Source organism: Arthrobacter wenxiniae, from assembly GCF_013376105.1.
Classification (GTDB): Bacteria; Actinomycetota; Actinomycetes; order Actinomycetales; family Micrococcaceae; genus Specibacter; species Specibacter wenxiniae.
Genome location: NZ_JAAMFM010000010.1, coordinates 22,553 through 40,407, shown reverse-complemented (window position 1 = coordinate 40,407; position 17,855 = coordinate 22,553). Strand labels below are relative to the sequence as shown.

The 17,855-nt window shown below is 69.2% G+C and carries 18 protein-coding genes and 1 tRNA gene; 9 read left to right on the top strand and 10 right to left on the bottom strand.

Going from position 1 to position 17,855, the window contains the following annotated elements; translation table 11 throughout:
- Position 1 precedes the first annotated feature (1 nt).
- Positions 2 to 1,096, top strand: coding sequence for a phosphate ABC transporter permease PstA (pstA, locus tag G6034_RS08725; RefSeq protein ID WP_425485490.1), 1,095 nt, complete (start codon positions 2 to 4; stop codon positions 1,094 to 1,096).
- Between the two features lie 25 nt (positions 1,097 to 1,121).
- On the top strand, positions 1,122 to 1,901 hold the full coding sequence (pstB, locus tag G6034_RS08720) for a phosphate ABC transporter ATP-binding protein PstB (RefSeq protein ID WP_176634721.1): 780 nt from the start codon (positions 1,122 to 1,124) through the stop codon (positions 1,899 to 1,901).
- 89 nt (positions 1,902 to 1,990) lie between these two features.
- Here the strand turns inward: pstB and G6034_RS08715 are convergent, their stop codons facing one another.
- The 3 genes from G6034_RS08715 to G6034_RS08705 all read right to left on the bottom strand — a co-directional run bounded on the left by G6034_RS08715 (position 1,991) and on the right by G6034_RS08705 (position 4,500).
- A complete protein-coding gene (locus tag G6034_RS08715) occupies positions 1,991 to 2,998 on the bottom strand; it encodes an inorganic phosphate transporter (protein ID WP_425485489.1) in 1,008 nt (335 codons plus the stop codon).
- A 5-nt stretch (positions 2,999 to 3,003) separates the two neighbouring features.
- Entirely contained in the window at positions 3,004 to 3,621 is a 618-nt protein-coding gene (locus G6034_RS08710; protein WP_176634720.1) for a nuclease PIN, read from the bottom strand.
- 231 nt (positions 3,622 to 3,852) lie between these two features.
- Complete coding sequence (locus G6034_RS08705) at positions 3,853 to 4,500, bottom strand: hypothetical protein (protein ID WP_176634719.1); 648 nt, start codon at positions 4,498 to 4,500, stop codon at positions 3,853 to 3,855.
- A 146-nt stretch (positions 4,501 to 4,646) separates the two neighbouring features.
- On the opposite strand from G6034_RS08705, the gene G6034_RS08700 reads away from it, so the two are divergent.
- The 3 genes from G6034_RS08700 (at position 4,647) to G6034_RS08685 (ending at position 6,298) form a co-directional block, all read left to right on the top strand.
- Positions 4,647 to 4,722: transfer RNA gene (locus tag G6034_RS08700), tRNA-Lys, on the top strand.
- A gap of 115 nt (positions 4,723 to 4,837) precedes the next feature.
- Positions 4,838 to 5,536: a GNAT family N-acetyltransferase gene (locus G6034_RS20450; protein WP_425485488.1), complete on the top strand. Its 699-nt coding sequence runs from the start codon at positions 4,838 to 4,840 to the stop codon at positions 5,534 to 5,536.
- Positions 5,537 to 6,298 carry an SDR family NAD(P)-dependent oxidoreductase gene (locus tag G6034_RS08685; RefSeq protein ID WP_176634718.1) on the top strand — a complete coding sequence of 254 codons (762 nt, stop codon included), beginning with the start codon at positions 5,537 to 5,539 and terminating at the stop codon, positions 6,296 to 6,298. It abuts the gene before it with no gap.
- A 57-nt stretch (positions 6,299 to 6,355) separates the two neighbouring features.
- Here G6034_RS08685 and G6034_RS08680 read toward each other — a convergent pair whose 3' ends face one another.
- Positions 6,356 to 7,075 (bottom strand): GAF and ANTAR domain-containing protein, encoded by a 720-nt coding sequence (locus G6034_RS08680; RefSeq protein ID WP_176634717.1) that lies wholly within the window; start codon positions 7,073 to 7,075, stop codon positions 6,356 to 6,358.
- 10 nt (positions 7,076 to 7,085) lie between these two features.
- Positions 7,086 to 7,793: a GAF and ANTAR domain-containing protein gene (locus tag G6034_RS08675; RefSeq protein WP_176634716.1), complete on the bottom strand. Its 708-nt coding sequence runs from the start codon at positions 7,791 to 7,793 to the stop codon at positions 7,086 to 7,088.
- A gap of 459 nt (positions 7,794 to 8,252) precedes the next feature.
- On the opposite strand from G6034_RS08675, the gene G6034_RS08670 reads away from it, so the two are divergent.
- Together G6034_RS08670 and G6034_RS08665 are read left to right on the top strand one after the other, a co-directional pair.
- Positions 8,253 to 8,627 carry a hypothetical protein gene (locus G6034_RS08670; RefSeq protein WP_176634715.1) on the top strand — a complete coding sequence of 125 codons (375 nt, stop codon included), beginning with the start codon at positions 8,253 to 8,255 and terminating at the stop codon, positions 8,625 to 8,627.
- A 102-nt stretch (positions 8,628 to 8,729) separates the two neighbouring features.
- Positions 8,730 to 9,362, top strand: coding sequence for a hypothetical protein (locus G6034_RS08665; RefSeq protein WP_176634714.1), 633 nt, complete (start codon positions 8,730 to 8,732; stop codon positions 9,360 to 9,362).
- On the opposite strand, the gene G6034_RS08660 is transcribed toward G6034_RS08665, so the two are convergent.
- From G6034_RS08660 to G6034_RS08640, 5 genes are all read right to left on the bottom strand, one after another.
- Positions 9,296 to 10,900 (bottom strand): MFS transporter, encoded by a 1,605-nt coding sequence (locus G6034_RS08660; protein WP_176634713.1) that lies wholly within the window; start codon positions 10,898 to 10,900, stop codon positions 9,296 to 9,298. The genes G6034_RS08665 and G6034_RS08660 overlap by 67 nt on opposite strands.
- Before the next feature lie 129 nt (positions 10,901 to 11,029).
- Positions 11,030 to 12,745, bottom strand: a complete 1,716-nt coding sequence (locus tag G6034_RS08655) for a putative PEP-binding protein (RefSeq protein ID WP_176634712.1) — start codon at positions 12,743 to 12,745, stop codon at positions 11,030 to 11,032.
- Between the two features lie 17 nt (positions 12,746 to 12,762).
- The gene (locus G6034_RS08650; RefSeq protein ID WP_176634711.1) at positions 12,763 to 14,784 is read right to left on the bottom strand and encodes a PTS fructose transporter subunit IIABC; all 2,022 of its coding nucleotides are present in this window, start codon (positions 14,782 to 14,784) and stop codon (positions 12,763 to 12,765) included.
- A complete protein-coding gene (locus G6034_RS08645) occupies positions 14,781 to 15,749 on the bottom strand; it encodes a 1-phosphofructokinase family hexose kinase (RefSeq protein ID WP_176634710.1) in 969 nt (322 codons plus the stop codon). Before G6034_RS08645 ends, G6034_RS08650 begins: the two co-directional genes overlap by 4 nt.
- A complete protein-coding gene (locus G6034_RS08640; RefSeq protein ID WP_176634709.1) occupies positions 15,746 to 16,534 on the bottom strand; it encodes a DeoR/GlpR family DNA-binding transcription regulator in 789 nt (262 codons plus the stop codon). Before G6034_RS08640 ends, G6034_RS08645 begins: the two co-directional genes overlap by 4 nt.
- A gap of 314 nt (positions 16,535 to 16,848) precedes the next feature.
- On the opposite strand from G6034_RS08640, the gene G6034_RS20110 reads away from it, so the two are divergent.
- Entirely contained in the window at positions 16,849 to 16,971 is a 123-nt protein-coding gene (locus G6034_RS20110) for a hypothetical protein (protein ID WP_281375446.1), read from the top strand.
- A gap of 25 nt (positions 16,972 to 16,996) precedes the next feature.
- The gene (locus G6034_RS08635) at positions 16,997 to 17,833 is read left to right on the top strand and encodes a hypothetical protein (RefSeq protein WP_176634708.1); all 837 of its coding nucleotides are present in this window, start codon (positions 16,997 to 16,999) and stop codon (positions 17,831 to 17,833) included.
- Positions 17,834 to 17,855 lie beyond the last annotated feature (22 nt).

The following is a 17,855-nucleotide window of genomic DNA, read 5'->3' as shown; positions in this document are numbered from 1 at the left end:
TATGACCGAACGGAAACGCTCCGCACTGACCCGCGGCCGCCTGCCCCGGTACACGCCCTACGTGGTTGCCGGATCCGCCATTGTGGTGGCAGCGGCGCTCATGTCGCTGATCGGCTTCAACGTCTTTGGCTGGGCCGTCCTTTCCGCGGTGCTGTTCGCCGCGGGCAACGTGGCGTGCTCGGCCCTCGTGGAGGGCCGCCGCAAGGCCATGGACAAGCTCGCCACCTCGGTGGTGGCCGGGGCCTTTCTGGTGGCCCTGCTGCCCCTGGTGTCCGTCATCTGGACCGTGCTGGTCAACGGCATCCCCGGCCTGCTGGCCCCGGGCTTCCTCGGCACGTCCATGAAGGGCGTCACCGGCACCGTCGACAACGCCTCCGTCACCAACCACACGCCCGTGCTGGGCGGTGTCTACCACGCCATGCTCGGTTCGGTGCTGATCACCCTCTGGGCCACGCTGATCTCGGTGCCGGTGGGCCTGCTGACGTCCATCTACCTGGTGGAATACAGCGCGGACAACAAGTTCTCGAAGGTCATCACCTTCCTGGTGGACGTCATGACGGGCATCCCCTCGATCGTGGCCGGCCTCTTCGCGGCCGCCTTCTTCGGCCTGGTCATGGGGCCCGGGACCAAGACCGGCTTTGTCGCCGCCGTGGCGCTTTCGGTGCTGATGATCCCCGTGGTGGTGCGCTCCAGCGAGGAAATGCTCAAGATTGTGCCCAACGAACTGCGCGAGGCCGCCTACGCGCTCGGGGTCCGGAAGTGGCGCACCATCCTCAAGGTCGTCATTCCGACGGCGATCTCCGGCATCGCCTCCGGCGTCACGCTGGCCATTGCCCGGGTCATCGGCGAGACTGCCCCGCTGCTGGTCACGGCCGGCTTCGCCACCCAGATCAACTCCAACGTGTTTGCCGGCTGGATGGCGTCCCTGCCCACGTTCATCTACACGCAGATCATGACGCCCACGTCGCCGTCCAATCCGGACCCGTCCGCGCAGCGCGCCTGGGCCGCGGCCCTGCTGCTGATCCTGCTGGTCATGCTCCTGAACCTCGGGGCACGCCTCGTTGCGAGTCTGTTCGCTCCCAAGACCGGCCGCTAGAACCTAAGAAACGGAATTTTCAACCATGTCCAAACGCATCGACGTCAGCGACCTGAACGTCTATTACGGCGATTTCCTCGCCGTGGAGGATGTCAGCATGACCCTGGACGCCAAGTCCGTCACCGCCTTCATCGGCCCCTCGGGCTGCGGCAAGTCCACGTTCCTGCGGACCCTGAACCGCATGCACGAGGTCATCCCCGGCGCCCGCGTCGAGGGCAAGGTGCTGCTGGACGGGGACAACCTGTACGCCGACGGCGTCGACCCGGTGACCGTCCGCAGCCAGATCGGCATGGTGTTCCAGCGCCCCAACCCGTTCCCCACCATGAGCATCCGCGACAACGTGCTGGCCGGCGTGAAGCTGAACAGCCGCCGCATGGCCAAGTCCGACGCCGACGAGCTCGTGGAGACGTCACTGCGCAGCGCCAACCTGTGGAACGAGGTCAAGGACCGCCTGGGAAAGCCCGGTTCCGGGCTTTCCGGCGGGCAGCAGCAGCGCCTGTGCATCGCCCGCGCAATCGCCGTCTCCCCGGACGTGATCCTGATGGACGAGCCGTGCTCCGCGCTGGACCCGATCTCCACGCTCGCCATTGAGGACCTCATCAACGAGCTCAAGGACGAATACACGGTGGTCATCGTCACGCACAACATGCAGCAGGCGGCCCGCGTCTCCGACAAGACCGCGTTCTTCAACATCGCCGGCACCGGCAAGCCCGGCAGGCTGATCGAGTTTGCCGAGACTGCCACCATCTTCAACAACCCGGGGCAGAAGTCCACCGAGGATTACGTCTCCGGCCGCTTCGGGTAGCCGCCCCTCGTAGAAATTCGGGATAACCACCGCTCCGGAACGCTCCGGCACGTCGTTATCTGCATTTGGGGTGGTTATCTCGAGGCCCGTCAGGCCAGTGGCGAGAGGGCCAGGAAGAACAAGGCACCCAGGAATGCGCAGGCAATGGGAGTGGCCACCCACATCCACACGATGCGGCCCAGGACGCGCCCGTTGGCGACGGAGAAGCGCTGGTTCCGACCGGCCCCGGCGATGGCCGAGGTGACGGTGTGCGTCGTGGACAGGGGCAGCGCCAGGCCGATGGCGCCCACGAACAGCAGCCCGGCCGCCACGAGCTGTGCCACGAAGCCGCGCATCGGATCAAGGCGGACCAGGCGGTGGCCCAGGGTGTAGGAAATCCGCCACCCGCCCGCCAGGGTTCCCGCGGTCAGCGCCGCGGCAGTGAAGATCGGCACCCACAGCGGCACGCTGCCTGCCGTGCCCGCACCGGCGGCCAGCAGCGCGAACAGGACAACCGCCGTCGTGCGCTGGCCATCCTGGAGGCCGTGCCCAAACGCCACGGCGGCCGCGGCCACGGACTGGATTTGGCGCGTGCGCCGGAACGCCTGCCCGGGCGCCGTGTTCCGAAACGCCCAGGACGTGGGGTAGACGGCCGCAAAGCCCAGCGCAAAGGCGATCACGGGCGAGACAAGCAGGGGCAGCACCACCAGTGTCAGGAGGGAGGCGTTGATGCCCTGCAGCGGCGGGTGCCCCAGCACGGCGGAACCCAGCGACGCGCCCACCAGCCCGCTGATCAGCGCGTGCGTGGACGACGACGGGTACCCCCGCCACCACTGGTGGACGCCCCACAGGCACGCCCCCAACAGGCCGGCCAGCAGCAGGATCAGCCCGGTTCCGCCCGGCGGCACGGTGAACAGGCGATCCGCGAAAGCGACCGCCAGGAACACGCTCAGGAGGGCGCCGACGCAGTTGAAGAGTCCGGCCAGCAGCACCGCGAGCGTGGGCGTGAGCGCGCGGGTCCGCACGGAAAGGGCGACGGCGGAGGAGACATCGCGAAAGCCGTTGAGGAACGCGAAAACCGCCGCCATGACGATGACGGCGCCGAGCAAAAACGGCACCAAAGTCAGGATTCCTTGACGATGATGCTGCCCACCTGGGTGGCGACGGCGCGCATTTTGGTGCTGGCCGCGGCGAACTGGTCTGCGACGGAGCGGTACTTCGCAAAACCTGAGGGGCTGTGGCTGTCGAGCAGCTCCGCCACCAGGACGCGGTGCGTGTGGTCGGCCCGCTTGGCCAGGCGCAGGACTTCCAGCCAGTAGTCCTCCAGTGAATCGAGGTCGTTCAGCGACTTCATCGCCGAAGCCGTCAGCTCGGCCTGGCGGGAAAGGATTTCCAGCTGGTCCCCGCCCCGGGCCGGAATGCGCTCCAGCGTATACAGCTCAACGAGCTCGGCCGCGCCCGTAAGGGTCTCGCAGGTTTCGTGGAGCAGCCGGCCCAGGGCGTAAAGGTCCTCCCGCGGGAGCGGGTTGATGAAGCTGGTGCGCATGGTGGTCAGCAAGGTGGAAAAATGGGCGGTCGCGGCGCCCTCATGCTGGCGCATGGTCTCGGCGAGGGCCGGGAAGTCGGCGCGGCGCGCGCCCAACAGTTCGGCCAGGGTCTGGGTGCCCGCCAGAACCTGGCCCGCCATGAGGGCGAGGCCTTCGAGCCCGGCAGTCTCTCGGGGGAAGAAGCGCAGCTTCACGACAGGGACCTTTGTCTGGGTGGAAATCCGGGCATAAAAGTGGTGTCGAACCGGGAGCGCCTCTCGGCACAGGGCCGCTCGAAGCGGCAATAAAATGGAGCCCGGGGGTTCCGCAGTTCGACACCACTTTCAGTGTTCTACGTTGGGTCCCTGCTGTCAACCGGACCCTGTGGACAGCGCAGCCGGAGGGGCGTGTACAGGGGGCGGGAGCCACAAAGGGGGCGCGCAACCTTAGTCGAGTTCACCCTTGCGCCACGATGCGGCCGCGCCCTCGAGGTCCTCGGCCGTGCGCACGAGCTGGTGGGCCTTCTGGTTGAGGACCTGGGCATGTTCAGGATGGGCGGCCTTGCGTTCGACGGCGACGGTGGCCTGCCCCAGTGCCACGACCCTGCAGAACGCGGCGGAGCGTTCCAGCGCAACGTCAAAGTCGCCGTCGAACGCGCCGGACAGGATGGCGTCCGCCATGGTGGTGATCTCCTCCGCTCCGGGCGGTTCCGCGACGCCGGCAACCGCGTTGGCGACCTGCGCGCGGTGCTGGCCCGCGCGGAAGAAGATGCTGATGCCTTCCGGGTCCTGGAGGGTGGCGGCGCGCAGTGCGTAGAGCCTCCACAGGGCGCCGGGCAGGGAGCGGGCGGGGCTGGCGGCCCACATCTCGGCGATGGCCTCCAGGCCCTGCCGGTCCGCCAGCTTGACGAGGCGCTTGGTGATGGCAGGGTCATTGCTCTCCCGGCCGCCGCGCACCAGCGCGCGGGCGGCAAGGTGCGCCGCCTCCGACACACGGGCGGGGTCGGTTCCGCCCGCGAACGGCTCAAAGTCAGCCGGTGCAAAGGGCAGCGGCTTGTGCGGTCGGGGTGCTCGGGTGCCTGGTCCTTCGTTCATGAGACGACACTACGCCAGCTGCGCGGCGGGGTCGAGGAAGCCGGCTGGGGGCCCCGGAACCGGGGCGAAATTGCCATCGTGCCCCTGCCGTGCGGTAGTCTAAATTCCGACAACTTTTCCTCTCGCGGAAGGGAAGTCGACAGGTTGGGCCTTTAGCTCAGTTGGTAGAGCATCGGACTTTTAATCCGTGGGTCGCGGGTTCGAGCCCCGCAGGGCCCACCAACAAAAACCGCAGGCAGGTGCCGCATCTCCATGGCCCCGGCCTGCGGTTCTTTTTTCCCGGCGCCGGAGGGGTGCCCCGGCGCGCGGGTCCCTGGCCGGATGGCCGGATGGTTTCATGGCCACCACAGCGCCTGCCCTTGCCCTGACCATTGCCGGCTCCGAAGCGACCGGCGGTGCCGGGGCGCAGGCAGACCTGAAAGCGTTCCAGGAGCTGGCCGTCTTCGGCATCGTGAACCTGACCTGCATTGTCTCCATCGACCCCAAGGCGGCTGCCCGCATGATCCACGGGATCAGCGGCGCCGTCGCTCCCGCCAAGGGCGCCACGCCGCTGGAAGCGGCCCGGACGGCCCAGGCCTTTGTCACGGAGGGCATCAGGAACCGTGTCGTTTCGGCGGCGCCATACACCGCCCTGTGGCAGGGCGGCGCGTCCTGGCAGGACGCTGTTGCCAGCGCAGGGGCATTGTGCCAAGCTCAATTTATGAGTGATGAAGCAGTCGGGCGCGACGACGCATTTGAAGCCGATGTGACGATGACCCGCAACGATGGGCGGCACCGGTACGAGCTGCACGCCGGGTCGGAATTGGCCGTCATCATCCTCATCCGGGACCTGCCCGGGCACATGGACCTCATCCACACGGAGACGCAGGCCGGCTTCGAGGGCCGCGGCCTGGCCAAGGTGCTGGTGCGCTACGCGCTCGATGACGTGGTGGCCTCCGGCAAGCGAATCATCCCGCACTGCCCGTATGTCGCGCGGTTTGTGGAGAAGCACCCGGAGCTGTACGCCCAATACACGGACCTTCCGGCGGAGCTGTAGGTGGGCCGCCCCACCGCGCTCATTACGGGAGCCAGCGCGGGCCTCGGGGCCGAATTCGCCCGGCAACTGGCGCGCTCCCAGCACAACCTGGTCCTGGTGGCCAGGGACGCAGCCCGGCTTGGGGCGACGGCGGCCCGGCTGCGCCAGGAGTTCGGCGTGGAGGTGGAGGTCCTGACCGCCGACCTGTTGACGGACGACGGCGTTGCTGCCACGGGAGCCCGGCTGGCGGACCCGGCGCGGCCCGTTGACGTCCTGGTGAACAATGCCGGCTTTGGCCTGGTGGCCTCGTTCGAGGCAAGCACCGCCCGGGAGGAGGCGGACCAGCTGCGGCTGCTGGTCCGCACCCCGATGGAGCTGATGCACGCAGCGCTCGGGCCCATGCTGGAGCGCCGGCGGGGCCGGATCATCAACGTGGCCAGCGTCGCCGGGTTCATCCCGCGCGGGTCCTATGGGGCGGCCAAGGCGTGGGGCATCAGCTTCAGCCGCTTCGCCAACCTGCGCTACGGTCCCCGCGGCGTCCACGTGACAGCCGTCTGCCCGGGCTTTGTGCATACGGAATTCCACCAGCGCATGGGCGCCAACACGGGACGCATCCCGACGTGGCTGTGGCTGGACCCGGACCAGGTGGTGCGGGAGGGCCTGGCCGACTCCGCCCGCGGCCGGGCCGTTTCCATCCCGTCCCGGCGGTACACCGCGCTTGTTGCCATCAGCCGCCTGGTCCCGGACAGGGTCGCGGCGGCGGCCGGCAACCGCGGCCGGTGATGTTTTTCGGCAGCGGTTGCGTTGAACCGCGGCATGGGCAATCGGCCCGGCGGGTGGTCAGGACGAAATGGTGAGCTTCCGTTCCACCACGAGTCTTGCCGTCTCGTCGAGCGACTGGTTGTGCGCCCGGGCGTAGGAACGCAGCAGCGCAAAGGAGCCGTCAATGCTGGCGTTGGCCGTGTGCGCAATGACGCCCTTGGCCTGTTCAATGACAATCCTGCTGTTGAGGGCCCGCTGGAGCTGCTCATTGACGACTGCGCTTTCCCGCAGCGCCCTCTCCTGCAGGAGGCTGATGGTGGCAACGTCGGCGAACGCCTGGGCGATGGCGGCATCTTCGGCACTGAGCGAACCGAGCTCCTGCCTGAACAGGTTCAGCGCGCCGATCGTTTGGCCGCGCAGCCGCATCGGAACGGCGTGAAGCGACCTGAAGCCCTGGCTGAGTGCGGCAGACTGGAATTGCGGCCACGCGGACCCGTCGGCTGCAATGTCACGGACCGAGACCACGGCACCCGTCCGGAAGCAGTCAACGCACGGGCCAACGCCCGCTTCCGACTGCAGGACTTCCACGAGCTGGCTTCTCTCGCTGGTGGACGCCATGACCTGGAGTTCTCCTGCAGGATCGACCAGCAGCAGGCCGGCAGCGGTGGCGTCGAGCAGTGCGACCGACTCGTCAACGAGGGTCTGCAGCTGGTCGATGACGTCGTAGTCGACCACCAGGGTGTCCGCTATCCTGACGAATGCGGCACTCACGCGCCGGGCGCGGCTTAAGATCGCCATAGTCGGAATTCTACTGCACGGAACCGTCGCCCCCACCCCCGCCCGTGGGTGTAAAGTCAAGGATCCTGCCGACCACGTCGCGTGCAACCTCATGCACCGGGCGCCCCTGGGCGAATGCATGGGCCCTCAGCAGCAGCAGTGCATCGGTGGCCGAGACCCCGGCCTGGGCCAGCACCATTCCGGTTGCCTGATGGATTTCCCGGCGCGAAAGCCGGGGGCCGTCGTCCCGGTACGGGGCCGTGGCGTCCAGTGGCGCGGCAGTCAGCAGGTGCCGAAGCAGCTTCCAGGCCGCGGCGTCGGCGAGCTGGAGGGCCTTGGCGTGGTCGGCCGGGCTGAGGGGCCCGGAAGCGGTGCTGTAAAGTTCAACGACTCCGATGTCCATGGAGCCGAGCACGAGCGGAAACTCGAAGAGCGCCGAGACATCGAGTGTCAGCAGTGCCTTGGCGAACACTGGCCACTGTGGATGCCCGTCCGACTTCACGTTCGGCAGGGCCACGGGCCTGCGGGTCCGCATGGCCGTCCACCGGGGGCCTTCGCCCAACTCAAATTGCATTTCGTCAATGCGGGCCGAAATGGCATCGCTGGCGCAAATCGGGGTCTCCGGGACCATGCCGGGAAAGGCCGATACGGCAACACCCGTGATGGGCAGGTTCTGCTGAAACGCTGCGCACAGCTCCGCACCAAAATCCGTAGGCCCAGGGGTGGAATCGTCAACCATGACGCGCCGCCGCACCGCATGCCGCCGCGTGCCGGGGAACCGGCCGGGCCGCGGCGGAAGGCCGGGGTGGCGTGGCAACTCCTGGACATCCAAGAAGGCGCACGGGGCTTAGCCTCCTTGGGCGTTGTCGAAGTGCTGCGACACGAACTTCGGAACCGCGGGTGTTCCTTCATCTTAGGCCCGTTCGAGCGGCACGCACGCCTCCCGGCCGTCGCGTTGCCTCCGGTGCCGGGGTGGTGCGGAGACCCGCCGCGCGCACGCCGCCCGGAGAATTGCGGCCGGTTTCCCGTCCGCGCCCAGGGAAATGAACTAGAATGGGGACCTGCCCCAGACCCCGGCACGACTATGTTGTTGCGGCTATTTTTAGGGGGGGGGGACCACGATGCCTTCCATCAGGCCCCTGAACGGCCCGTGCCCGCGGAATGCCCGCGCAGAGAAGGCGGGACCGGGCGGTACGCCATGATTCACCCCCCGGATGTTAAAAAACTGCTTCTGGAGGCGGCGGGGCCCCTCTCACGGGCGCGGACCGGCGGGCGCCCCGCGCCCCGGCGGGTGGCGCAGCTGCCCAAGAGCGGGAGGGACCAGCTGGCGGCCGAACTCATGGTGCTCCTTTTGACCCTTCAGCGCCGGCTCGACGACTATCTGGCGGCCAGGCCGGAGGGCCCCGCCGAAGAGTCCGCACAACTGCTCAACGATTCCGCGGTTGTCTGGATGCAGGAATCCCTCCTGGACCTGGAGGCGACAGTGGTGGGCCTTGAAGCGGCCGCCGCAACCGCACGCGCGGATCCATCGGAGCCGCGCCAGGCAAGGCATGAAGGGCGGGGGGCGCCGTGAGGCGGGGCCGCGGCGTCAATGGTGTGTCAGGATTTGCGCGCCCGCCGTATGGATCACGTCAAGACTTCGCCGGAGCGCCAACGGGGATGCTTCCATGAATGTATGAACAGCGTGTGGCGGCAGGCGCCGGGGGACGGGGGGTTCGTCTCCGTGGACGACGGCGGGGAGTTTTCCTTCCATGAATCGGCGGCGGACGTCGTGGCCGCCTTCGAGTACGCGAACGAGGCCGCCTGCATCCTGGACCGGCATGGCGCCCCCTTCAGGCTGGTCGCCGCGCCGGGCGCCCGGCTGGCACTGGCGCCGGGTCTGGGAGCACCCGACTTTTCCTGGCTGCGGCAGGCCTGGATTGACGCGCAGCACCGCGCTCCGCACCGCTACCCCCTGCAGCGCTTTTACCCCGGCACCATGCCGGCCCTGCTGGAAACACTCTTCGAGTGCCTTTGGCTCAGGCACGGCCCGGATCCGTGGCCGCCGCCGTCCGCAGTATCGCAAGGGGCCATCCTGGCGGATCCCTTTGGCCACGTCTACCGGGCGGCGGAGGTCCCCACGCTGCGGAAATCCGTGCGCACCATGGTGGCCCACACGAGGCCGGGTGCCGGACTCCACGCCCGGCACCCGATATTCGTCGAGGTCGAGGCGGAGTCCGGCACCCGGGGAGGGCATGCGGGTCAGGCGTCCGTTCCTGGACGGCCCACGGTCACGGGGATTCCCGCGCCAGGGGTCGCCGGCTCGTAGGTCTCGTCGAAGGGCAGGTGGTCCATGTCCAGCAGGGGGTTTTCGTCCTGCCCGGCCACCAGCGCTTCCGCCTCCTCCACCGTGGCCACGCTTGGCATCGAACCGGGCAGCGGCTTCTGGGCCGACTCACGCAGGAAGTAGATCGCCACCGCGCCGATCGCGGAGGTGAACATCAGGTAGTACGCCGGCATCAAGTCGTTGCCGGTGAGCGTAATAAGTCCCTGAATGATGAACGGCGCGGTGCCCCCAAAGATCGCCACGGCAAAGTTGTAGGCAATGCCCATGCCGCCGTAGCGGCTGGAGGTGGGGAACAGCGCCGGCAGGGAGGATGCCAGGTTGGCCACGTAGAACGTCACCGGGAAGGCGACCAGCGCCAGGCCCAGAAGTGTCGACCAAATGCCGCCGACGCCGATCAGCATGAATGCCGGGAGGGCCAAAACCACTGTGCTCAGGGCGCCGACCCAGAGCACGGGCCGGCGGCCCACCTTGTCGGAGAGCCGTCCCGTCAACGGGATGCACAGGGCCATGATGACCAGCACGGGGATGGTAAGCAACGTGCCGTGGACGGGGTCGTAGCCCATGGAGTCGGTGAGGTAGGTCGGCATGTAGGACGTCAGGGCGTAGCCCACGGTGTTGGCGGCGGCCACGAGGATCATGGCGAGCACAATCTGGCGCCAGTACACCTTGACCAGCCGGACAGGGCCGCTGGAAGTGTCTTCATCGCCGGCAGCCGCCGACTTGGAGTTCTCTTCATTGGCGTCCAGGGTGGCCTGGAACTGGGGGGACTCCTCGATCTTCATCCGGAAGTAGATGGCAATGGCACCCAGCGGGCCTGCGATCAGGAACGGCAGGCGCCAGCCCCACTGCTCCATGACGTCCTGCCCCATTGTCAGCTGCAGCACGGAGACGAGGGCCGCGCCGATGGCAAAGCCCATGTAACTGCCCAGGTCCAGGATGCTGGCAAAAAAGCCGCGGCGGCTGTCAGGTGCGTACTCGCTCACAAACGTGGTGGCGCCCGCGTACTCGCCGCCGGTGGAGAAACCCTGCACCAGCTTCAAGAGGACCAGCAGCACGGCGGCCCAGATTCCAATCTGCGCGTAGCCCGGAAGCAGGCCCACGGCAAAGGTGGAGGCGGCCATGATCAGCAGCGTGGTGGCGAGCACCTTTTGCCGGCCGATCCTGTCGCCGAGCCAGCCAAAGACGATGCCGCCCAGCGGACGCGCCAGGAAGGTGGCGGCAAACGTTCCGAGGAGGAACAATGTTTGCACGCTCTTGTCGGCTTCGGGCAGGAACACGGGCCCCATGGTGGCGATCAGGTAGCCGAACACGCCTACGTCGTACCATTCCATGGTGTTTCCCACCACGGTGCCGCCGAGCGCTTTTTTCAGCATTGGCGTGTCGACGACGTTGACATGGTCCATGTTGAGCCGGCGTCGTTTCAATTGCGGCAGGCGCGGCCTTTTGGGCGTGGCCTGCGTCTTTTCGGTGGTGTCCTTAACACCGTTGTCCGGGTGAATCGTGCTTCGGTCCATGGGCATTTGTCCAGCTCCCTACGGAGGTCATTTGCTTGTGGCTTTTAGCTTCATTGCTACGGGCAGACGTTAAACCCTAGCAGACGGACCGATTTCAGCCCCGGGGCGGGGTCCTGAAAACCGCGGCCCCGGTGTCTACAGGCCCAGCTCCGCCAGGGCCGGGAGGGCTGCGCGGACCAGCCCGCGGGCCTCGCCGGCGGTGGCGGCAGCCTCGGCGCGGGCGGCCAGTTCCCGGGCCTGCTCCGCCGTCACGGAGCGGAGCACGGCGCTGACGGCGGGGATGGCCCGGGCCGCCATGGACAGGCTGCTGACACCCAGTCCAGCCAGCACGACGGCGAGGGCCGGGTCCGCGGCGGCCTCGCCGCACACGCCCACCGGCTTGGGCGGCGCCCCTGCCGAAAGTCCCTGGGCCGCGGCGCCGTCAACGGTCGCGCGGACCAGCGCCAGGACGGCCGGCTGCCAGGGGTCGTTGAGGGCGGCCAGCGGGCCCAGCTGCCGGTCGGCGGCCATGGCATACTGCGTGAGGTCGTTGGTGCCCAGGCTGGCGAACTCCACCTGGTCCAGCAGGTGGCGGGAGGTGAGCGCGGCGGACGGGACCTCCACCATGACGCCGGGCGCTTGCAGCCCGGCGCCGGCGCACAGGGCGGCAAATTCGGCGGCCTCGGCGGCCGTGGCGATCATCGGCGCCATGACCCACACGATCGCGTCGGAGTCGGCTGCCGCGTCGGCGATGGCGGCCAGCTGCCGGGCCAGGACCCCGGGTGACGTGGTGTCCGTGCGGTAGCCGCGGACGCCCAGCGCGGGGTTCGGCTCGGCGGCGTCCGTCAGGAACGGCAGCGGCTTGTCGGCGCCCGCGTCCAGCGTGCGGACCACCACCTTCTTGCCGGGGAAGGCGCCAAACACGCCTTTGTACGCCGCCACCTGCTCGTCGTGCCCGGGCTCGGAGTCGTGCCCGAGGAAGCAGAACTCGGTGCGCAGCAGCCCGACGCCCTGGGCCCCGGCGGCGGCGGCGGCCCGGGCATCCCTGGCGCCGCCCACGTTGGCCAAAAGGTCAAGGGGGGTGCCGTCGCCCAGCCGTCCCACGCCGTCGAACGTGTCCAGCAGGGAGGCCTGCCCGCGCCACTTCGCGGCGGCGGCGAGCTCGGCCGGGCCCGGCCCTGTGGTGATGCGACCCTGCGCGCCGTCCACGTAAACGAGTATGTTTTCGGCCAGCTCCTGCACCCCGGTGGCGGCCACCACGGCCGGCAGTCCCAGGGTGCGGGCAATGATTGCCGTGTGTGACTGGGGCCCGCCTCCGGCCGTGACCAGGGCAAGGACCTTGGCGGGGTCCAGGGTGGCCGTGTCCGCCGGGGCCAGGTCCGCCGCCACCAGGATGAACGGGACGTCGGAGTCAGGGATCACGGGGGCTGGGACCCCGCGCAGCGCGGAGACGATGCGGGAGCGGACGTCCAGGACGTCGTGGGAGCGCTCCGCCATGTAGCCGCCGAGGCTGACGAGCATGGCCGCGACGTCGTTGCCGGCGTCCCAGATGGCCCGTTGCGCCGAGGAGCCGGCGTTGATCAGCTTGACGGCGGCCTTGAGCAGCATGGGGTCGGACGCCATCTGTGCCGTGGCCTCCAGGACCGCCTTGCTGTCGCCGGAGGCGCGGGACGCCCGGCCGGCCAGCTCGGCCCTGACCTGGGCCGCCGCCGCTTTCAGCGCCGCGGCGGCGGCCTCCTCGGGCGGGGTGCCCGTGCCGTCGGGAGCGGGAAGCCGTTCCCCGGCGGGCGGCTCGCACAGTGCGGGCGGCATGAGGCGCACGGGCCCGACCACGCGGCCGGGGGTGACGCCGACTCCGACATAGCTCTGCATGATGACTCCTTCGAGGGTTAGTAGCTGCCCTGGCTGACAAGCTCCGGTGCGCCCACGGTTTCAACGGGCTTGCGCACTGCCCAGCGCTTGAGCGCCACCACGGTGAACGCCGAGACCACCATGCCAACCAGGATGGCCGTGATGAACATGCCGATGTTGCCGATGGCGAAGAAAACGAAGATTCCGCCGTGCGGTGCCTGCGAGGTGACGCCGGCGGCCATGCAGATTGCGCCCGTGAAGGCACCGCCAAGCATCATGGACGGAATGACGCGCAGGGGGTCCGCGGCCGCAAAGGGGATGGCGCCTTCGGAGATGAACGACGCGCCGAGCAGCCACGCGGCCTTGCCGTTTTCCCGTTCGGCCAGGGAGAAGCGCTTCCTGTCGATCACGGTGGCCAGGGCCATGGCGAGCGGCGGGACCATGCCGGCGGCCATGACGGCCGCCATGATTTCCCACGGCGCGTGGTTCAGGGCGGATCCAGTTCCGAGGCCTGCGACGGCGAACGCGTAGGCCACCTTGTTGACCGGGCCGCCAAGGTCGAAGCACATCATCAGGCCCAGGACAATGCCCAGCACGACGGCGGACGCGCCCGACATGCCCGTCAACCAGTGGTTCAGGCCGTTGGAGAAGGCTGCGATGGGGCCGCCAAGGAACAGCAGCATGGCGCCGGAGGCGATGATGGAGCCGAGGAGCGGGATGATGACCACCGGCATGAGGCCGCGCAGCCAGCGGGGCACCTTCCAGCTGCCGATCCAGTAGGCGGCAAGGCCGGCCATGAGACCGCCCACCAGGCCGCCCAGGAAGCCGGAGCCCATGAAGACAGCCACCGCGCCAGCCGTGAACCCGGGGGCGATGCCGGGGCGGTCGGCGATGCCGAAGGCGATATAGCCCGCCAGCGCCGGGACCAGGAAGCTCATCGAGAGGCCGCCGATCTTGAACGCCACGGCACCCAGGTACAGGGCCAGGTTTCCGCCGTCGGGCAGGTTGAGCAGGGTGTTGTGGGTGAGGATGTCATCGGCATGGGTGCCCAGGGCGATGCCGTAGCCGCCCAGCAGGAAGCCGAGGGCGATCAGCAGGCCGCCGCCGGCCACGAACGGGATCATGTAGCTGACGCCGGTGAGCAGGACCTTCTTGACCTTGGTGCCCAGGTGTTCGCCCGCCACCTCGGCATTGTGCTCGGCAGCCTCCTCGGCGCCAAAGTGTGGCACGCGGTGCGCGTGGGGATCCGTGGCGGTCGCAAGGGCCTCCTGGATCATCTTCGCGGGCTCGTCGATCCCGCGCTTGACGGGCGCGTTGATGACGGGCTTGCCGGCAAAGCGTTCCTTGCCGCGGACATCGACGTCGACGGCGAAGATCACGGCGTCGGCGGCGGCGATGACGGCCGGGTCCAGCGGGGTCACGGCGCCGGAGCCCTGCGTTTCCACCTGGAGTTCGACCCCCGCCTCCTTGGCCGCCTCGACCAGCGAGTCCGCTGCCATGTAGGTGTGGGCGATGCCCGTGGGGCAGGCCGTCACGGCGACGAGGCGGCGGGGCGCGGACACGGCGGCGGCGGCCGCTTCCGCGCCTGGTGCCGCCGCGCCCGCCGGAGTGTCGGCCAGGGCGCCGTCGACGAGGGCCACGATGTCGGCGGGGGTCTTCGCGGCGCGCAGCGCGGCGGTGAAGTCCTTCTTGATGAGGGAGCGGGCCAGCTTCGAGAGCAGCTTGAGGTGCTCGTTGTCCGCACCGGCGGGGGCGGCGATGAAGAAGATGATGTCCGCCGGGCCGTCCTTGGCGCCGAAGTCGACGGCCGGTGCCAGGCGGGCCATGGCCAGCGTGGCTTCCAGGACCGCCTCGGAGCGGCAGTGCGGGATGGCGATGCCGCCGGGCACGCCCGTGGCGGTTTTTTGTTCGCGGGCCAGGGCGTCGGCGTACAGCCCCTCGGTCCCGGTGGCCCGGCCGGCGCCGGCAACCATGCCGGCGAGGTGGCGGATCACTGCGGAGGTGTCGGCGCCGAGGTTGGCGTCCAGCACCACCAGGTCGGTGTTGATCAGTGTGGTCATGAGAGTTCTCCAAGACGTGCATCCAGGGCCGTCACGGTGACGGCGTCGGGGTGGGTTTGGTGCAATGCCGGAACCAGGGTTCCGGGGAGGGAAGCAGCGGCCGCCCCATGGGCCACTGCCTGCTGCAGGCATGCCGCGGGGGAGTCCCCGCGCAGCGTGCCCAACAGATATCCGGCGAGGGCGGAGTCGCCCGCGCCGACGGTGCTTCTGGCGACAATGGCGGGCCCGGCGGCCAGCCAGCTGCCGTCAGCCGTGACCAGCACGGCGCCCTTGGAACCCAGCGTCGCCAGGACTGCGGCAACGCCGCGCTCCACCAGGCTGTGTGCCGCGGCGGCCGCCAGGGAGGGATCCTCCTCCAGTGACGGGCCGTCGCCGATTCCGGTCAGCTCGGCGAGTTCCTCGGCGTTTGGCTTGAGGAGGTCCGGCGCTGCGTCCACGCTGGCGGCCAGCGGTCCGCCCGAGGAGTCCACGGCGATGCGGGGCGCGGCGGCACCGTACCGGGCGCGGACCGCGGCAATCACCTGGGCGTAAAAGCCCTCCGGCGCCCCCGGCGGGAGGGAACCGGCCAGCACCAGCCAGGCGGCGCCGTCGGACTTCTCCACGGCCAGCTCCAGGAGGGCCGCGAGCTGGGCGCCGGACAGCACCGGGCCGGGCTCGTTGACCTTGGTGGTGGTGCCGTCGGGCTCGGTGACCGCCACGTTGCTGCGCAGCGGCGCACCAATGGGCAGCGACAGGTGCGGGATGTCCTCGCGCGCCAAGGCAAGGACGACGTCGTCGCTTGCGTCCCCGGGCAGCAGCGCCAGGGCGTCGGTGCCGGAGACCGTCAGGGCGCGGACAATGTTCACGCCCTTGCCGCCCGGGTGCGCCGAGGCGGCCACGGCCCGCTGGACCTCGCCGCGCTGCAGCGGGCCGGGGAGTTCGATGGTGCGGTCCAGGCTCGGGTTGGGGGTCAGGGTGAGAATCATGCCAGCACCACCTCGACACCGGCGGCTTCCAGTGCGGCGGCGAGATCGGGGGCGGGGGCGGCTGTCGTGATCAGGGTGTCGACCTCCTCAAGGGTGGCAAAGCGGACAAGGGTTTCGGCGCCGAGCTTGGATGCATCGGCGAGAATGACAATTTGGCGGGCGGCGCGGACCATCGCGGTCTTCGTGGCGGCCTCGACGGGGTCCGGCGTGCTCAGGCCGAACTCGGCGTGGACGCCGTTGGCGCCCAGGAACGCGATGTCGGGGCGGAGCGCGCCGAGCTGTTCGGTGGCGCGTGCGCCGACCACGGCGCTGGTCAGGCCACGGACGCGGCCGCCCAGGATGTCCAGCAGCAGGTGCATGTTGCTGCCCAGCGTGGTGGCGATGGGCAGCGAGTTGGTGATGGCCAGGAGCTCGTCGCCGCTGTTGGCGGGCGTCCAGCCGGCGAGCCTGTCCGCCAGGGCGGCCGTGGTGCTGCCGGAATCCAGCAGGATGGACACGGTCTGCGCGTGCGGGATCAGCGCCAGGGCCGCCTCCGCGATGCGCTGTTTTTCATCCAGCCGCTGGCTTTGCCGTTCGCTCAGGCTCGGCTCGGAGCGGCTGAGCCGGTCCAGGGCCACGGCACCGCCGTGCACCCGCCGCAGGACGCGGCCGTCCTCGAGGGAGGCAAGGTCGCGGCGGACGGTCTCCTGGGTGATGGAAAAGAGGTCCGCCAGCTCGTTGACGCCGACGCGGCCCTGCGCGCCGACCAGTTCGGCGATGCGCTGATGACGTTCTTCTGCAAACATGGCGCTCTTTCTTCCTTCGCTTGTGGCGTGACCGGCATCACAGGATGTTGTTTCACATCACTTTATCTGCGGTTATCTTTGTTTGTCAACAAGAAACAACATAAACACAGATTTAGGTGGGCTGTGGCTGCACGGACTGTGCGGAATCCCGCTGGAAACGGCGTGTCTTGGCACCGTCTTCGCCGGGAACGGCGCCAAGCCGCGAGGCAGGCGCAGGGAAGACACATCTCCCTCGCGGGTTGCGGCTTTGTGCTGCACAACGAACTGCCCGGCGCCCTGGAACCACTCGAGCCGCAGCCTCCGGCCGGGGCCACATGCTGCTCACGGCGGGCATGGTGTTCCTCTTCCCGGCCCTGCGCGCACGGCTGTTTGGCGCTTCCGTGAAGCACGGCGCCGGGACCGGCGGCCGGCCGTCCTGGATGGGCGGCTACGCTTGAAGCACGTCAACAGTCAGGGGAGCGCATGGCACGCAAGGATGTCGAACGGGCCGGTGCCGGACGGTCCGCCCGGAAGCCGAATCCCGCCGTCGGGGTGGCCGCGGCGGCCGCCTTCGATGACAAGGGCAGGCCGCGGCCGGCGGTGCATGGGATGCTGCTGAAGGCCGTGGAGGTCCAGCGGCCCCTGGTGCTGGCCAACCTCCGGCGGCTGCGCCGGAAGCACCCGTACGCCACGGCGTTTGAGCTGAGCCGGCGGCTGGAGCGCGACTTCCTCAACGGCGTCGGCGCGGGCGGGGCCGCGGTTGGCGCCACGGCCATCATCCCGGGTGTCGGCACCGTGGCGGCGCTGTCGATCTCCGCCGCCGCCACCGTGGTGTTCCTCGAGGCGACCGCCCTGTACGCCCAGTCCGTGGCCGAACTCCACGGGGTGCGCCTGGCCGACCCCGAACGGGCCCAGCTCACGGTCATGGCGATCATCCTCGGGGATGAAGGCACCGCGATGCTGGCGGGCCTGACCGGGCATGCCCTCGGCAACGGCAAGACGCCCATGCAGGCGTGGGGCAGGACCGTCAGCAAGTCCATGCCGATCTCGGCGGTCAAGGGCCTCATCGCCTCGATGCAGAAGAAATTCCTGAAGAGGGTGGCGGTCAGGGGTGGCGCGTCCATGGTGGGAAGGGCGCTTCCGTTCGGCATGGGTGCCGCCGTGGGCGGGGTGGGAAACTACATGATGGGCCGGGCCGTCATCGCCTCGGCCCACCGTGCCTTCGGGCCCGCGCCGCTGGAAATCCCGGCCGGGCTCAGGGCGGAACTGGACATGCCCAAAGAGCCGAAGGCCCTGAAGGTCCCACGCCGGCGGCCATGACTTCGGCCGGCCTGGGCCAACC

Bases quoted from the DNA above. Each gene is read 5' to 3' on its own strand.
- G6034_RS08705 (WP_176634719.1), bottom strand. From the start codon at position 4,500: ATGAACGAAGGACCAGGCACCCGAGCACCCCGACCGCACAAGCCGCTG.
- G6034_RS08650 (WP_176634711.1), bottom strand. From the start codon at position 14,784: ATGACCACACTGATCAACACCGACCTGGTGGTGCTGGACGCCAACCTC.
- G6034_RS20450 (WP_425485488.1), top strand. From the start codon at position 4,838: ATGGCCACCACAGCGCCTGCCCTTGCCCTGACCATTGCCGGCTCCGAA.
- pstB (WP_176634721.1), top strand. From the start codon at position 1,122: ATGTCCAAACGCATCGACGTCAGCGACCTGAACGTCTATTACGGCGAT.
- G6034_RS08660 (WP_176634713.1), bottom strand. From the start codon at position 10,900: ATGCCCATGGACCGAAGCACGATTCACCCGGACAACGGTGTTAAGGAC.
- G6034_RS08635 (WP_176634708.1), top strand. From the start codon at position 16,997: ATGGCACGCAAGGATGTCGAACGGGCCGGTGCCGGACGGTCCGCCCGG.
- pstA (WP_425485490.1), top strand. From the start codon at position 2: ATGACCGAACGGAAACGCTCCGCACTGACCCGCGGCCGCCTGCCCCGG.
- G6034_RS08655 (WP_176634712.1), bottom strand. From the start codon at position 12,745: ATGCAGAGCTATGTCGGAGTCGGCGTCACCCCCGGCCGCGTGGTCGGG.
- G6034_RS08680 (WP_176634717.1), bottom strand. From the start codon at position 7,075: ATGGCGATCTTAAGCCGCGCCCGGCGCGTGAGTGCCGCATTCGTCAGG.
- G6034_RS08645 (WP_176634710.1), bottom strand. From the start codon at position 15,749: ATGATTCTCACCCTGACCCCCAACCCGAGCCTGGACCGCACCATCGAA.
- G6034_RS08670 (WP_176634715.1), top strand. From the start codon at position 8,253: ATGATTCACCCCCCGGATGTTAAAAAACTGCTTCTGGAGGCGGCGGGG.
- G6034_RS08675 (WP_176634716.1), bottom strand. From the start codon at position 7,793: ATGGTTGACGATTCCACCCCTGGGCCTACGGATTTTGGTGCGGAGCTG.
- G6034_RS08640 (WP_176634709.1), bottom strand. From the start codon at position 16,534: ATGTTTGCAGAAGAACGTCATCAGCGCATCGCCGAACTGGTCGGCGCG.
- G6034_RS20110 (WP_281375446.1), top strand. From the start codon at position 16,849: ATGCTGCTCACGGCGGGCATGGTGTTCCTCTTCCCGGCCCTGCGCGCA.
- G6034_RS08665 (WP_176634714.1), top strand. From the start codon at position 8,730: ATGAACAGCGTGTGGCGGCAGGCGCCGGGGGACGGGGGGTTCGTCTCC.